Source organism: Bradyrhizobium sp. SEMIA, assembly GCF_014844175.1.
Lineage (GTDB): Bacteria > Pseudomonadota > Alphaproteobacteria > Rhizobiales > Xanthobacteraceae > Bradyrhizobium > Bradyrhizobium arachidis.
Window position 1 is genome coordinate 8,129,656 of sequence record NZ_CP046601.1, and the last position, 14,450, is coordinate 8,144,105.

The window sequence follows — 14,450 nt, forward strand, 5'->3', positions numbered from 1 at the left end:
TGCAATGCCCAGCATGATCGGCGTAACCAGCGGCATGGCCCAGACCCCGCAAATCCCGCCCGCCTTGTTCGATCGCGCCTTGCTGCATGCACGGCAACGGCGCACGCAGGCGCAGGGCGGGGTCACATTCCTGCTCGATCGTGTTGCCGAGGATATGTCCGACCGGTTGGCCGCGGTGATGCGGGAGTTTCATGCGCCGGTCGATCTCTGGACACCCGGGGAGGGACTTGCGGGGCTGCGGGCGCGGCTTCCTTCCATCGAGCGGATCGCGCTCGATGCGGCGGGCGCAGAGAAATTGCCCTTCGCGCCGGAAAGTCTCGATCTCGTCGTCTCTGCACTGGCGCTGCAATTCGTCAACGACCTGCCGGGCGTGCTGGCGCAAATCCGCCGCGCGCTGAAGCCGGACGGGTTGCTGCTCGCCGCGATGATCGGCGGCGACAGCCTGACCGAGCTGCGCCAAGCCTTTGCCGCGGCGGAAGCCGAATGCGAGGGCGGGGTGTCGCCGCGCGTGGCGCCGTTCGCTGATCTTCGCGACATCGGCGCGCTGTTGCAGCGGGCCGGCTTTGCGCTGCCGGTGACCGATGTCGACCGCGTCGTGGTGCGCTATGGCAATGCGTTCGCGCTGATGCAGGACCTGCGCCGCATGGGCGCGGCCAATGTGCTGATCGAGCGCCGCCGCGCGCCGAGCCGTCGCGCCACGCTGCTGCGGATGGCCGAAATCTACGCCGAGCGTTTTGCCGATGCCGACGGCCGCATTCGCGCGACATTCGACATCATCTGGCTGTCCGGCTGGGCCCCGCATGCGAGCCAGCAGCAGCCGCTCAAGCCGGGATCGGCGAAAGCGAGTCTGGCGGAGGCGGTCAAGAAGGCGGGGAAAGAGTGATCCTCATGGGAGGAGGCGCGTCAGCGCCGTCTCGAACCATGCAGGCCCGGCTCTTGCCGTGTGGCCATCCTTCGAGACGACCGCTTCGCGGTCTCCTCAGGATGAGGTCCGTGCTCACATCAGCAAATCGATCAAATGCGGGATCAGCGGAATGTCCGCGGGCGGCATCGGGTAGTCGCGCAGTCTGTTGGCGCGGACCCAGGCGAGGTTCTGGCCTTCGCGTGCGGTGACCAGCCCTTCCCAACGCCGGCAGATGTAGAGCGGCATGAGGAGGTGAAACGTCTCGTAGCCGTAGCTCGCAAAGGTCAGCGGGGCCAGGCACGGTTCGGCGACGGTGATGCCGAGCTCTTCATGGAGCTCGCGGATCAGGCTCTGCTCCGGCCGCTCGCCCGGCTCGAGCTTGCCGCCGGGAAATTCCCAGAGGCCCGCCAGCGCCTTGCCCTCGGGGCGCTGCGCGATCAGGACGCGCTTGTCAGCGTCGACCAGCGCGCAGGCCACCACTAATGTCAGTTTGAGATCGGCCATGCCAAAAATATTGCTCACTGAAGATGATCCGTAACGGTTCGTTAACTGCGTCGCGGCCGCATTTCCGGGAACCCCATAAGTCATATTTAATCGTCGGTTCCTAGGGTGGGAACTCCTAAAACCACTCTGGACCCGAGCTATGCGCGCTGCGTTTCCCACTCTCTTATGCCATTTCGTCCGCGACCGGCGTGGCAACATCGCGGTGATCTTCGCGCTGGCCTGCGTTCCCCTGATCACGGTGGTCGGCTGCGCGGTCGATTACTCGCGCGCGACGCAGATCCGGTCCAAGCTTCAGGCTGCGGCCGATGCGGCCAGCGTCGGCTCGATCGCCAAGGCCTCGCCGGCGTTTGCCGCCGCGGGCACGATGACCTCGGATGGCTCGATCGCGGTGGGCGTCACCGACGCGCAGAACATCTTCAATGCCAACGTTGCCAATCTGACCGGCTATACGCCCGGCACCGTCACGCCGACCGTGGTCAAGAGCGGCTCGACCGTCACCTCGACTGTCACGTTCAGCGCCACCGTCAACACCATGTTCCTCGGTGTGATCGGCAAGACCTCGCTGGCCCTCACCGGCACGTCGACCTCGACGGCCACCATGCCGCTCTATGTCGACTTCTACCTCCTGCTGGACAATTCGCCCTCGATGGGCGTGGCGGCGACGCCGGCGGACATCACGAATATGCAGGCAAGGACAGGTGGATGCGCATTCGCGTGTCACGACACCACCAAGGCGGCCGGCACAAGCAACTACGACATTGCCAAAGCAAATGGCATCACGACCCGAATCGACGTGGTGCGCCAGGCGAGCGCGAACTTGATGGACACAGCCAGGAACACGCAGACTTACACGAACCAGTTCAGAATGGCGATCTACGATTTCGGCGGTGCGTCAGCCACGATCGGATTGAGAAATCTGTTTTCGCTCTCGTCGAGCCTGACATCCGCCAAGACCGCGGCGGGAGGCATCGACCTGATGGCGGTGGCCGGTCAGAATGACGCTTATACTGCCGACAAAGATACGCCCTTCACCACCATTTTTCCTGCGATCAATAACGAAATCGCCTCGCCGGGACCCGGCACATCCGCCTCACCGCTGAAATATCTGTTCCTTGTATCGGATGGCGTCGCCGACGAGACCAACTCGGGCAAGACGATGTGTAGCGTCTCATCCGCTGCGTATCCACTTTACACCCCAACAAACCGCTGTCAGTCGCCGATCAATCCGGCGCTCTGCAAGACGCTCAAGGACCGGGGTATCAAGATCGCGGTGCTGTACACAACATATCAACCCCCGACCGACAGTTGGTACAGCACATGGATCGCCCCCTTCAACGCCGGGACGTGGGGGCCGTCTCCGAACAGCAAGATCGCGCAGAACATGCAGGCCTGCGCCTCGCCGGGCCTCTATTTCGAGGTGAGCCCGACCCAAGGCATCTCGGATGCGATGAACGCGCTGTTCAAGAAGGCCGTCGCCGACGCGCGGATTTCGGGGTGAGACTTGTTCACCTCTCCCCGCTTGCGGGGAGAGGTCGGAATTCGCGCGTAGCGCGGATTCCGGGTGAGGGGGTACAGGTCCCTCAACGATCTCACGTGTGGAGAGAGGCCCCTCACCCCAACCCTCTCCGCGTAAGCACGGGGAGAGGGAGAAGACTCAAGACCTGTAATCCCCGTTGATCGCCACATACTCCTTCGTGAGATCGCAGGTCATGACGCGGTCGCGGCCCTTGCCGAGGCCGAGCGAGACCTTGATCGCGATCTCCGGCGCCTTCATCGCTTCCGACACCTGGGCCTCGTCATAGTCGGGATCGCGTGCGCCGCTCTTGGCGACGCGGATGCCGTTGAAAGAGATCGAGAGCTTGTCGCGGTCGGCGGGCTCGCCGGCCTTGCCGACTGCCATCACCACGCGGCCCCAATTGGCGTCCTCGCCGGCGATCGCGGTCTTGACCAGCGGCGAGTTGGCGATCGACATCGCGATCTTGCGCGCGGACGCCTTGGTCTTGGCGCCTTCGACGGTGATCTCGACCAGCTTGCGCGCGCCTTCGCCGTCGCGGGCGACCTGTTCGGACAGGTTGGCGAGGATCTGGTTGAACGCCTTGACGAACGCCTTCAGACGCGGGTCGCTGGCGCGGCTGATCTTGGGCGCGCCGTGCGCGGCGGCAGCGCCGGTGGCGAACGCCAGCAGCGTGTCGGAGGTCGAGGTGTCGCCGTCGATCGTCACGGCGTTGAACGTGTCCTCGACACCGGCCTTGAGCAAGGCCTGGAGCGCGGCAGGGGCGATCGGCGCATCGGTGAAGATAAAGGACAGCATCGTCGCCATGTCGGGCGCGATCATGCCGGCGCCCTTGGCCATGCCGTTGATGGTGACCTTGGCCTTGCCGAGCTTGACGGTCGCAGTCGCGACCTTGGGGAAGGTGTCGGTGGTCATGATCGCCTTGGCCGCGGCGAGGTAGTCGCCGGGCTCGGCGGTCTCAGCCAGGCGTCCCAGCACGCCGTCGAACTTGGTCGCGTCGAGCGGCTCGCCGATCACGCCGGTCGAGGCCAGGAAGATCTCGCTTTCGCTGCACCCGACCGCCTTGGCCGCGATCTTCGCGGTCAGCGCAGTGGAGGCGCGGCCGGTCTTGCCGGTGAAGGCATTGGCATTGCCGGAATTGACGACCAGCGCGCGCGCCTTGCCGCCCTTCAGCTTGGCGCGGCACCATTCCACCGGCGCCGACGGGCACTTCGACTTGGTGAAGACGCCCGCGACCGCGGTGCCCTTGTCCATCACCGCCAGCAGCACGTCGGTGCGGTTCTTGTAGCGGATGCCGGCCTCGGCCGTCGCGAGACGGACCCCCGCGATCACGGGCATGTCGGGAACGTTCTTCGGGGCGAGCGGGGAGACGGTTGAGGACATCGGGGCGCCTTGGTGAGGTCTGGATATGCAGATGCCCGGCACGAGGCCGGGCATCACGAAGGCTTAGATACTCTTCACGTCACCGAAGTGACAGCGAATTCTTACTTCTTGGCGGGCGGAGCCATCTTGCTGTCGGAGGGCTTCGCCGCGTCGGCCGGCTTGGCGTCCGGCTTGGCATCCTTGGAGGCGTCGGCCTGGTCCATCCGCTCGACCTTGGCCTCAGCGCGCAGCTTGGCGACGTAATCGGCCTGAGCCTTGCGGGTGACGTAGTTCTCGATCTGGGCCTTGACCTGCTCGAAGTCCGGCGCCTTGCGGTTACGCTTTTCCTCGACCTTGATGATGTGCCAGCCGAACTGCGACTTGACGGGGTCGGAGATCTTGCCCGGCTCCAGCGCGAATGCCACGGCCGAGAATTCCGGCACCATCTGCTCCTTGGTGAAGAAGCCGAGGTCGCCGCCGTCGGCGGAGCCCGGATCCTTGGACTTCTTCTTGGCGAGCTCGGCGAAATCGGCGCCCTTGTCGAGCTCGGCCTTCACCGCCTTGGCCTCGTCCTCGGTCTCGACCAGGATGTGGCGGGCGCGCACCTCCTGCTCTCCGGTGATCTGCTTGGAGGCCTCCTCATAAACCTTCTTCATGGCGTCCGGGGTGGTCGCGGCCTTGCCCTCGCCCGCGAGCAGGCTGTCCATCAGCAGGCGGTTGCGGGCGAACGCCAGGCGCTTCTTGAACTCCTCGCTGTCCGCGATCTTCTTGTCCTCGGCGGCCTTGGAGACGATCTTCATGTCGATCAGGAACGAAAGGACGTTTTCGTCCTTGGTTGCTGGGTCCATCTGCGCGAGGCTCGGTCCGAGTTCCTCCTCGGCCATGGCGACGTCGCTCTTCTTGATCTCGGCGCCATTGACCTTCGCCAGCACCGGATCGTCGGCGGCCCGGAGCGGGCCTGCGAACGCCAGGGTCAGCGCCAGAGCGAGGCTGCCAGCCAGGGCGGAAGCAAGGCGGAAACGCTGGCCGGTGGTTACCGGGAACGAGGTGGTCATGGAAAATCCTTTTGTTGAAGCAGGGGGCTGCTCGAGCGGGGCGGACACTCGCCCAATTCAGGGGGCCTTTGCAACGCGAAAAGTCTGTCAATTTGATGAATTAGCCGCAATGCGGCCGCCGTTGACAAGGCTCGGACCCGGCCATATCTCTGCCCGGTCGCGTCCATGGCGATGGCGTTTATTTTGCTGCGTTTTTGGCCGTTGAACCCTGACTTGCCCAATTCCCACCCATATGGCGGACGACCCCCGCAGTCCGGGCTCTGGCGCCATCAGGCGTCACGGTGAGTTGATAGGCAGGCGGGTGACAACCTTTTGGCTGCCACGCGGTTAAATCGCGAACACAGGAACTGGTCATGATCGGCGCGCTCGCCCGCAAGTTTTTCGGCTCCTCCAACGATAGGCGGGTGAAGGGATACCAGTCCCGCGTCAACGCGATCAACGCGCTGGAGCCCGAAGTCTCGAAGCTTTCCGACGAGGCCCTCAAGGCCCGCACCGCCGAGTTCAAGAAGCAGCTCGCCGAGGGCAAGACGCTCGACGACCTCCTGGTCCCCGCCTTCGCCACCGTGCGCGAGGCGGCCAAGCGCACGCTCGGCCAGCGCCATTTCGACGTCCAGCTGATCGGCGGCATGGTGCTGCACGAGGGCGACATCGCCGAGATGAAGACCGGCGAAGGCAAGACGCTGGTCGCAACGCTCGCGGTCTACCTCAACGCGCTCGCCGGCAAGGGCGTCCACGTCGTCACCGTCAACGACTACCTCGCCCGCCGCGACTCCGGCTGGATGGGCCAGATCTACGGCTTCCTCGGCCTGACTACCGGCGTGATCGTGCACGGCCTCGACGATGCCGAGCGCAAGGCGGCCTATGCCTGCGACATCACCTACGGCACCAACAACGAATACGGCTTCGACTATCTGCGCGACAACATGAAGTACCGGCTCGAGGACATGGTCCAGCGGCCGCACTTCTTCGCCATCGTCGACGAGGTCGACTCCATCCTGATCGACGAAGCGCGCACGCCGCTGATCATCTCCGGCCCGCTCGACGACCGCTCCGATTTCTACAACACCATCGACGGCTTCCTGCCCCGGCTCGACAAGACCGACTATGAGGTCGACGAGAAGCAGCGCACGGTGACGCTGACCGAAGCCGGCATGGAGAAGATCGAGACGCTGCTGCGCGATGCCGGCCAGCTCAAGGGCGAGTCGCTCTACGACGTCGAGAACGTCTCCGTCGTGCACCACATCAACCAGGCGCTGCGCGCCCACACGCTGTTCACCCGCGACAAGGACTACATCGTCCGCGACAACGAGGTCGTCATCATCGACGAGTTCACCGGCCGCATGATGCCGGGTCGCCGCTATTCGGAAGGCCTGCACCAGGCGCTGGAGGCGAAGGAGCACGTCCAGGTCCAGCCCGAGAACCAGACGCTGGCCTCGATCACGTTCCAGAACTACTTCCGCATGTACGAGAAGCTGGCCGGCATGACCGGCACGGCCGCGACCGAAGCGGACGAGCTGTTCGACATCTACAAGCTCGAGGTCGTGGAGATCCCGACCAATCTGTCGATCGCGCGCCTCGACGAGGACGACGAGGTCTACCGCACGCAGAAGGAAAAGTACCAGGCGATCCTTGCCGAGATCGAGCGGGCGAACTCGCGGCTTCAGCCGGTGCTGGTCGGTACCGCCTCGATCGAGAAGTCGGAAGTGCTCGCCGAATTCCTGAAGCAGAACGGCTACAAGCAGATCGACTTCGGCAAGGAGCACGCGCTCGACAAGCTCTATGCCGCCGCCCGCGCCGGCAAGCAGGCAAAGCTGTTCGCGGTGCTGAACGCGCGCTTCCACGAGCAGGAAGCCTACATCGTCGCGGAAGCCGGCGTGCCCGGCGCGATCACGATCGCGACCAACATGGCCGGCCGCGGTACCGACATCAAGCTCGGCGGCTCGCTCGAGATGCGCCTCCAGCAGGAGACTGCCGGGATCACCGATGAGGCCGAGAAGGCCAAGAAGATCGAGCAGATCAAGGCCGACATCGAGCACTTCCGCGACATCGTGCTGAAGGCCGAGGAGACCGTCGAGCTCGAGCCGGCGAAGGGTTCAAAGCCCGCCAAGACCGTGAAGAAGCCGGGCGGCCTCTACATCATCGGCTCCGAACGCCATGAATCCCGCCGCATCGACAACCAGCTGCGCGGCCGTTCCGGCCGTCAGGGCGATCCCGGCCGCTCGAAGTTCTTCCTGTCGCTGGAAGACGATCTGATGCGCATCTTCGGCTCGGACCGTCTCGACAGCATGCTGCAGCGTCTCGGCCTGCAGGAGGGCGAGGCGATCATCCATCCCTGGATCAACAAGGCGCTGGAGAAGGCGCAGCAGAAGGTCGAGGCGCGCAACTTCGACATCCGCAAGAACCTGCTCAAGTTCGACAACGTCCAGAACGACCAGCGCAAGGTGATCTTCGACCAGCGCGTCGACCTGATGAAGGACGAGAGCGTCGCCGAGACCGTCACCGACATGCGTCACGCCTTCATCGACGACCTCGTCGCCAAGCACGTGCCCGAGCATGCCTATGCCGAGCAGTGGGACGTCGCCGGCCTGAAGGAAGAATTGAAGCGCGTGCTCGATCTCGACCTGCCGGTCGACGACTGGGCCAAGGAAGAAGGCATCGCCGACGAGGAGCTGCTGACCCGCATCGAGACCAAGGCCGACGAGCACATGGCCGCCAAGGTCGCGCAATGGGGCCCCGACGTGATGCGTTACGTCGAGAAGACCATCCTCTTGCAGACCCTCGACCATCTCTGGCGCGAGCATCTGATCATGCTCGACCATCTGCGCCAGGTCATCGGCCTGCGCGGCTACGGCCAGCGCGATCCGTTGCAGGAGTACAAGACCGAGGCCTTCAATCTCTTCCAGGAGATGAGCGCGCATCTGCGCGAGGCCGTCACGGCGCAGCTGATGCGCGTCGAGATCGTCCCGCCGGAGCAGGAAGCCCCGGTGCTGCCGGCGATGGAAGCGCACAAGTTCGACCCGAACACCGGCGAAGACGAGATGGCCCTCGCCAGCGTCACCCTCGCCCCGCAGGCCACCGACGCCGCGCTCCGCGATCCCAAGAATCCGGCCAGCTGGGGCAAGGTCGGCCGCAACGAGGATTGCCCCTGCGGCAGTGGCAAGAAGTACAAGCACTGCCACGGGCGGTATGCGTAGCTGCTAGCTGCGTTATCGAGCGCGCATGAGGCGCGAAGTTCGCGCCTCAATTCCCGCTGTCGTCGCCCGGCTTGACCGGGCGACCCGGTACGCGGCGGCGTCAGCTATGTGCGATTGCGCTGCTGCACATTCCGCCGTCGTCCCGGCGAACGCCGGGATCCATACCGCGGAATCTATCGAAGGTGCGCAGTCGTCGTACCGCGCGAGGAAGCGTAACTACTAATCTTTGAAACAACCACGTCCTGTGGTTATGGGTCCCGGCGTTCGCCGGGACAACAGTCTTCGCTTGGTTGGCTACGTCGCAACTTGGCGATACGCGCCCTTCAATTCGAACTATCGATCAAGCTCTCCAGCAGCCGCTTCAATTCGCTCGTCGACTTGTCGCCGTAGCTCTCGAGGATGTGCTCCTCCTGATCAACCGCGAGCGAGTTGAGCTTCTTGCACAGCACCTTGCCGCGGTCGGAGATGAACATCAGCACCTTGCGGCGATCGTTCGGGTCCTGCACGCGATAGACCAGCGTGTCGGAGACCATGCGGTCGATCATCTTGGTCAGCGTCGGATGGTTGAGCAGCACGGCATCGGCGAGCTCGCCCATCGAATGGCCGTTGCCATCCGACAGCACTTTCAGGATGCGCCACTGCTCCACTGGCACGCCTTCCTTGCTCAACCGCAGTTCGAGCTGCCGGTTGATCTCCCGGTTGGCTTGCGCGAGCAGGTAAGCGAGGTGTTCGGTGATCGGGGAGTTTTCTTTCGACGGTTTTGCCACGGCTAAGACTTCGTCTTGACCCAAATGAGTGAATGTCTTGCAATCAATGCTGCATCTATATGCACTTCAATTGTTGAATATTCAATATTTTCAAAATAGGATGATTGCCCAACAAAAGGGCGGAAGCCGCGGCCGCCCGAAGAACGTGCTTTCAGGTCTGGTCCCAGACAGGAGTTGGCGTGCGCGCGACGGTAAACTTCCCGGCTCACGGCGGCCCGGCGTTGCCGCCGTCCTTGCTGTTCAGGAATCTGTCGTCATCGGCGGCCGAGGGTGCGTTGTCGCCCAGCGATCACGCGTTTCTCAGGCGACGCCGCGCCAACAAGCTGCGCATCGGCGGCTTCCTCTGCTGCACCGGCTCGCCCGGAGTGTGGGGGCCTTGTGCGACCAACAGCGCGCAGCTCGCCGTCGCCGAGATCAACAAGCGCGGCGGCATTCTCGGCCGCGAGCTCGAGCTGTCGATCTATGACGCCGGCGGGCCGCTCGACGAGGTCCTGAACCGGGCCGAGCAGGCGATCGCGTTCGACGAGATCGATCTCATCGTGGGCTTGCACACCAGCGCGGTCCGCGTCGCCTTGCGCGACATCACCACGCGGCATCGCATCCCCTACATCTACACGCCGGTCTATGAAGGCGGCGAGCGCACGCCGGGCGTGATGGCGATCGGCGAGACGCCGCGCTGGCAGAGCCGGCCATCGATCCACTGGCTGGCGGATGTCAAGAAAGCAAAGCGCTGGTACCTGATCGGCAGCGATTATGTCTGGCCCTGGCAATCGCACCGTGCGGTGAAGAACTACATCAGGGAAACCGGCGGCCACGTCGTCGGCGAGGAGTTCGTTCCACTCGGCGAGGACAATCACGAGCCGCATCTGGCGCGCATTCGCGCCGCGCGGCCTGACGTGGTGCTGATCTCGCTGATCGGCACCGACAGCAGCACCTTCAATCGCGCCTTCGGCGAATGCGGCCTGGGCGCCACCACGCTGCGGCTTGCGGGAGCCATGGACGAGACGGTGCTGCTCGGCATCGGCGCCGACAACAGCGAGAACATGTTCTGCGCCTCGGGCTATTTCACCGGCACCGGCGCGCGCGCCAATGACGACTTCCAGAGCCGCTATCGCGCGATGTTCGGGCCGAATGCGCCGCCGATCGGTTCGGTCGGGCAGTCCGGGTACGAGGGCCTGCGCTTTCTCGAAGCGGTCGCCAACAAGGCCGGCTCATTGGCGATGGGTCCGATGCTGGCAGCCGGCCGCAATATCGTCTACGGCGGCGCCCGCGGGCAGGTCACCGTCCGCAACGGGCACGTGCGGATGCCGATGCATCTCGCCGAGGCCGATGGTCTCGACTTCAAGCTGATCAAGCCGATCTGACTCGCGCGACAATCCGCGGGGCACACACCGGCAAAATAATACTTGAAAAGGAAAATATTTCCGTTTTGAATGTTTTGGCGAGGCCGGTGGTGCGTGCGTCGCGCCGGGGGCGACCGCGCCCCAACGTTCGTTGCAAGAAACTTCAGGAGAGCGCCATGACAGTTGTCCTTCCCACGCCAGCCCAGCTTCGCAGCGTCGCCGAGCAGTGCGGCCTTTCGCTGACCGACGACGACGTTGCCTCGTTTCGCGGCCTGATGCAGGGCTCGATCGAGGCCTACAATCTCGTTGCCGCGATGCCCGACGAATTGCCGGAGGTGAAGTACCCGCGCACGCCCGGATACAGGCCCTCAGCCGAGGAGAACCCTCGCAATGCCTGGTATCGCAAGTCGACCGTGAAGGGTGCCGCCAGCGGCAAGCTCAAGGGCAAGACCGTTGCCCTGAAGGACAACATCATGCTGGCCGGCGTTCCCATGACCAACGGCTCGTCGACGCTGGAGGGCTATGTGCCCGATTTCGACGCCACCATCGTCACGCGCATGCTGGATGCCGGCGCCGAGATCAAGGGCAAGGTGCATTGCGAGCACTTCTGCCTGTCTGGCGGCAGCCACACCGGCTCCTACGGGCCGGTGCATAATCCGCACAAGATGGGTTACTCGGCCGGCGGCTCGTCGTCGGGTTCGGGCGTCGTGGTCGCGCTCGGCGAGGTCGACATGGCGATCGGCGGCGACCAGGGCGGTTCGATCCGCATGCCGTCCTCGTTCTGCGGCATCTACGGCATGAAACCGACCTGGGGTCTCGTGCCCTATACCGGGATCATGCCGATCGAGATCTATGTCGATCATACCGGCCCGATGACCGCAACAGTCGCGGACAACGCGCTGCTCCTCGAAGTGCTCGCCGGCGACGACGGCTACGATCCCCGCATCAAGGCGCCGAAGGTCGAGGAATACACCAAAGCACTCGGCCAGGGCGTCAAGGGCATGAAGATCGGCATCGTCAAGGAAGGCTTCGAGCAGCCGGTCGCAGAGGCCGCGGTGAATGAAAGCGTGCGCGAGGCGGCAAAACGCTTCAAGGATCTTGGCGCCAGCGTGGAGACGGTGTCGATCCCGATGCATCTGTTGGGCGGCGCGATCTGGACCCCCATCGGCACCGAGGGCCTGACCCAGACCATGATGTTCGGCGACGGCTACGGCCTCAGTCGCGGCGATCTCTATTCGACCTCGCTGATGGATTTTCATCGCGGCTGGCGCCGGCAGGCGGACTCGCTGTCGGAGACGACGAAGCTGTTCATGATGCTCGGCACCTACATCAACAACAATTTCGGCCCGCGCTTCTACGGCAAGGCGCTCAACATCTCCCGCCGGCTGACCGCCGCCTACGACAAGGCGTTCGGCGACTACGATCTGCTGCTGATGCCGACCACGCCGATGAAGGCGACCAAGCTGCCGGAGCCCAATGCCAGCCGCGAGGACTACGTCGCGCGCGCGCTGGAGATGATCTCCAACACCGCGCCGTTCGACATCACCCACCATCCCGCGATGTCGCTGCCCTGCGGCATGGTCGACGGCCTGCCGGTCGGGTTGATGCTGGTCGGCCGCATGTTCGAGGAATCCACCATCTACCGCGCCGCCCATGCCTTCGAGCAGATCGGCGACTGGAAGAAGATGTGAGCAAGACGTTGACACTGGCGGACGGAACGGCACGGCATGGCTAACGCGTTCGTCGCGGCGTTCGAAATCCTGAGCTTCGGCGCGATCATCGTTCTGATCGTGCTGGGGCTTGGGATCATCGCCAGCATGATGGGCATCTTCAACTTCGCGCAGGGCGAGTTCGTCCTGCTCGGGGCCTACATCACCTATCTCGCCTATGCCAAGGGCCTGCCGATCTGGGCGGGCATGGTCGCGGCGCCCTTTGTGGTCGGCGCGCTCGGTTTCGTGCTGGAGGCGCTGATCATCCGCCGCTTCTACGCCGCGCCGATCGTGGCGATGCTTGGCACCTACGCGCTCGGCCTGATCATCCGCGAGGCCGTGCGCGGCCTGATCGGCGGCTTCTACCTCACCGTCCCCGAGCCGATCGGCGGCTCGATCGATTTCGGCACGATCCATATCTCGGCCTGGCGCTTCACCATCATCGTCATCACGCTGCTGGTGATGGCGGGCTGCTATCTCCTGCTGTCGCGCACCAGCTTTGGCTTGCGCATGCGCGCGACGCTGGAAAATCCGTCGCTGGCGCGGGCCTCCGGCATTTCCACGCCGCTGATGTACGGCGCCACGTTTGCCTTCGGCTCCGCGCTCGCCGGCCTCGCCGGCGCGCTGATCGTACCGGTGTTCAGCCTCTATGCCGATCTCGGCCTGCGCTTCCTGATCCAGGGCTTTGTCGCGGTGATGGTCGGCGGCGTCGGCTCCTTCATCGGGCCGGTTGCGGGTGCCGGTGTCATCGGCACGCTCAGCGCCGCGCTGCCATGGATCATGGCGCCCGTCGTCGCCGACGTCCTCGTCTTCGTTCTCGCCATTGTCTTCATCAAATTCCGGCCACAGGGCCTCATCGCTGGAAAAGGGGTTTAGTCATGTTTGCAGATCGCAATCTTACGCGCCGACGCTTTCTCTCCAATCTCGCCTTTACGACCGGTGCGGTCGCAACCGGTGTCGGGAGCTGGGTGATCCCGGCGCCCTGGGCCAATGCCGCGGAAGCCCCGATCAAGGTCGGTATTGCGACCGATCTCACCGGCCCGATCGCCTATGCGGGCAACGCCGACGCCAACGTCGCGAAAATGGTGATCAAGGAGATCAACGCGGCCGGCGGCCTGCTCGGCCGTCCGCTTGAGCTCTACATCGAGGACACCGCCTCCAACGAATCCGTCGCCGTCGGCAACGTCCGCAAGCTGATCCAGCGCGACAAGGTCGACATGGTGCTGGGGGGCATCACCTCGTCGATGCGTAACGCGATCAAGGACCCGATCGTGGCACGCGGCAAGACGCTCTACATCTATCCGCAGCTCTACGAGGGCAAGGAGTGCACCCCGTACCTGTTCTGCACCGGGCCGACGCCGGCGCAGCAATGCGACGAGTTCATCCCCTGGCTGATCAAGAACGGCGGCAAGAAATTCGCGCTGCCGAGCGCCAATTATGTCTGGCCGCACACGCTGAACGTTTATGCCCGCAAGGTGATTGAATCGAACGGCGGCGAGGTGGTGTTCGAGGAATACTATCCGCTCGACCAGGTCGATTTCTCCGCGACGGTCAACCGCATCATCTCCAACAAGGTCGATGTCGTCTTCAACACCGTGATTCCGCCGGGTGTCGGCCCCTTCTTCAAGCAGCTCTATGAGGCCGGCTTCCTCAAGAACGGCGGGCGCCTCGCCTGCGTCTATTATGACGAGAACACGCTCAACATCAATCAGGCCAGCGAGATCGAGGGCCTCGCGAGCTGTCTCGACTATTTCAAGGTGCTGACCAAGGAGAACCCGTTCGACGCCAAGATCCAGGCGGCCTATGAGAAGGATTTTCCGGGCAACTTCCTGTTCGCGGCCGGCAGCGCTGCGACCGGCACCTATCGTGGCCTGAAGCTGTGGGAAGCCGCGGTGAAGGAAGCCGGCAAGATCGACCGCGAGTCGGTCGCCGCCGCGCTCGATCACGCCAAGATCGCCGAAGGCCCCGGGGGGCCGGCCGAAATGGTGCCGGGCAAGCGGCACTGCAAGATGAAGATGTACACCGCGGTCGCCAAGGGCGGGAACTACGAGATCGTCGCGCGCAGCGAGGGTCTGGTCGATCCCAAGGAATGCTAAGAT

The 14,450-nt window shown here is 64.1% G+C and carries 11 protein-coding genes; 7 read left to right on the plus strand and 4 right to left on the minus strand.

The window, feature by feature from the left end:
* Positions 1-13: 13 nt before the first annotated feature.
* Entirely contained in the window at positions 14-883 is an 870-nt protein-coding gene (locus FOM02_RS39015) for a methyltransferase domain-containing protein (RefSeq protein ID WP_181411731.1), read from the plus strand.
* Positions 884-997: 114 nt separating this feature from the next.
* Here FOM02_RS39015 and FOM02_RS39020 read toward each other — a convergent pair whose 3' ends face one another.
* Positions 998-1,408 (minus strand): (deoxy)nucleoside triphosphate pyrophosphohydrolase, encoded by a 411-nt coding sequence (locus FOM02_RS39020; RefSeq protein ID WP_027563464.1) that lies wholly within the window; start codon positions 1,406-1,408, stop codon positions 998-1,000.
* Positions 1,409-1,547: 139 nt separating this feature from the next.
* Between FOM02_RS39020 and FOM02_RS39025 the strand changes: the two genes are divergently transcribed.
* Entirely contained in the window at positions 1,548-2,906 is a 1,359-nt protein-coding gene (locus FOM02_RS39025) for a TadE/TadG family type IV pilus assembly protein (RefSeq protein ID WP_027563463.1), read from the plus strand.
* Positions 2,907-3,062: 156 nt separating this feature from the next.
* Here the strand turns inward: FOM02_RS39025 and argJ are convergent, their stop codons facing one another.
* Both argJ and FOM02_RS39035 read right to left on the minus strand, forming a co-directional pair.
* Positions 3,063-4,304, minus strand: a complete 1,242-nt coding sequence (gene argJ / locus FOM02_RS39030; protein WP_027563462.1) for a bifunctional glutamate N-acetyltransferase/amino-acid acetyltransferase ArgJ — start codon at positions 4,302-4,304, stop codon at positions 3,063-3,065.
* A 101-nt stretch (positions 4,305-4,405) separates the two neighbouring features.
* A complete protein-coding gene (locus FOM02_RS39035; protein WP_027563461.1) occupies positions 4,406-5,338 on the minus strand; it encodes a peptidylprolyl isomerase in 933 nt (310 codons plus the stop codon).
* Between the two features lie 353 nt (positions 5,339-5,691).
* Between FOM02_RS39035 and secA the strand changes: the two genes are divergently transcribed.
* On the plus strand, positions 5,692-8,532 hold the full coding sequence (gene secA, locus FOM02_RS39040) for a preprotein translocase subunit SecA (RefSeq protein ID WP_027563460.1): 2,841 nt from the start codon (positions 5,692-5,694) through the stop codon (positions 8,530-8,532).
* A gap of 323 nt (positions 8,533-8,855) precedes the next feature.
* Here secA and FOM02_RS39045 read toward each other — a convergent pair whose 3' ends face one another.
* The gene (locus FOM02_RS39045) at positions 8,856-9,299 is read right to left on the minus strand and encodes a MarR family winged helix-turn-helix transcriptional regulator (RefSeq protein WP_025576502.1); all 444 of its coding nucleotides are present in this window, start codon (positions 9,297-9,299) and stop codon (positions 8,856-8,858) included.
* Positions 9,300-9,478: 179 nt separating this feature from the next.
* On the opposite strand from FOM02_RS39045, the gene FOM02_RS39050 reads away from it, so the two are divergent.
* The 4 genes from FOM02_RS39050 (at position 9,479) to FOM02_RS39065 (ending at position 14,447) form a co-directional block, all read left to right on the plus strand.
* On the plus strand, positions 9,479-10,663 hold the full coding sequence (locus tag FOM02_RS39050) for a substrate-binding domain-containing protein (RefSeq protein ID WP_027563459.1): 1,185 nt from the start codon (positions 9,479-9,481) through the stop codon (positions 10,661-10,663).
* 155 nt (positions 10,664-10,818) lie between these two features.
* Positions 10,819-12,333: an amidase gene (locus FOM02_RS39055; protein ID WP_027563458.1), complete on the plus strand. Its 1,515-nt coding sequence runs from the start codon at positions 10,819-10,821 to the stop codon at positions 12,331-12,333.
* 36 nt (positions 12,334-12,369) lie between these two features.
* Positions 12,370-13,227 carry a branched-chain amino acid ABC transporter permease gene (locus FOM02_RS39060; protein ID WP_027563457.1) on the plus strand — a complete coding sequence of 286 codons (858 nt, stop codon included), beginning with the start codon at positions 12,370-12,372 and terminating at the stop codon, positions 13,225-13,227.
* Between the two features lie 2 nt (positions 13,228-13,229).
* Positions 13,230-14,447, plus strand: a complete 1,218-nt coding sequence (locus tag FOM02_RS39065; protein ID WP_027563456.1) for a substrate-binding protein — start codon at positions 13,230-13,232, stop codon at positions 14,445-14,447.
* Positions 14,448-14,450 lie beyond the last annotated feature (3 nt).

Bases quoted from the DNA above. Each gene is read 5' to 3' on its own strand.
- secA (WP_027563460.1), top strand. From the start codon at position 5,692: ATGATCGGCGCGCTCGCCCGCAAGTTTTTCGGCTCCTCCAACGATAGG.
- FOM02_RS39025 (WP_027563463.1), top strand. From the start codon at position 1,548: ATGCGCGCTGCGTTTCCCACTCTCTTATGCCATTTCGTCCGCGACCGG.
- FOM02_RS39060 (WP_027563457.1), top strand. From the start codon at position 12,370: ATGGCTAACGCGTTCGTCGCGGCGTTCGAAATCCTGAGCTTCGGCGCG.
- FOM02_RS39055 (WP_027563458.1), top strand. From the start codon at position 10,819: ATGACAGTTGTCCTTCCCACGCCAGCCCAGCTTCGCAGCGTCGCCGAG.
- FOM02_RS39020 (WP_027563464.1), bottom strand. From the start codon at position 1,408: ATGGCCGATCTCAAACTGACATTAGTGGTGGCCTGCGCGCTGGTCGAC.
- FOM02_RS39065 (WP_027563456.1), top strand. From the start codon at position 13,230: ATGTTTGCAGATCGCAATCTTACGCGCCGACGCTTTCTCTCCAATCTC.
- argJ (WP_027563462.1), bottom strand. From the start codon at position 4,304: ATGTCCTCAACCGTCTCCCCGCTCGCCCCGAAGAACGTTCCCGACATG.
- FOM02_RS39015 (WP_181411731.1), top strand. From the start codon at position 14: ATGATCGGCGTAACCAGCGGCATGGCCCAGACCCCGCAAATCCCGCCC.
- FOM02_RS39035 (WP_027563461.1), bottom strand. From the start codon at position 5,338: ATGACCACCTCGTTCCCGGTAACCACCGGCCAGCGTTTCCGCCTTGCT.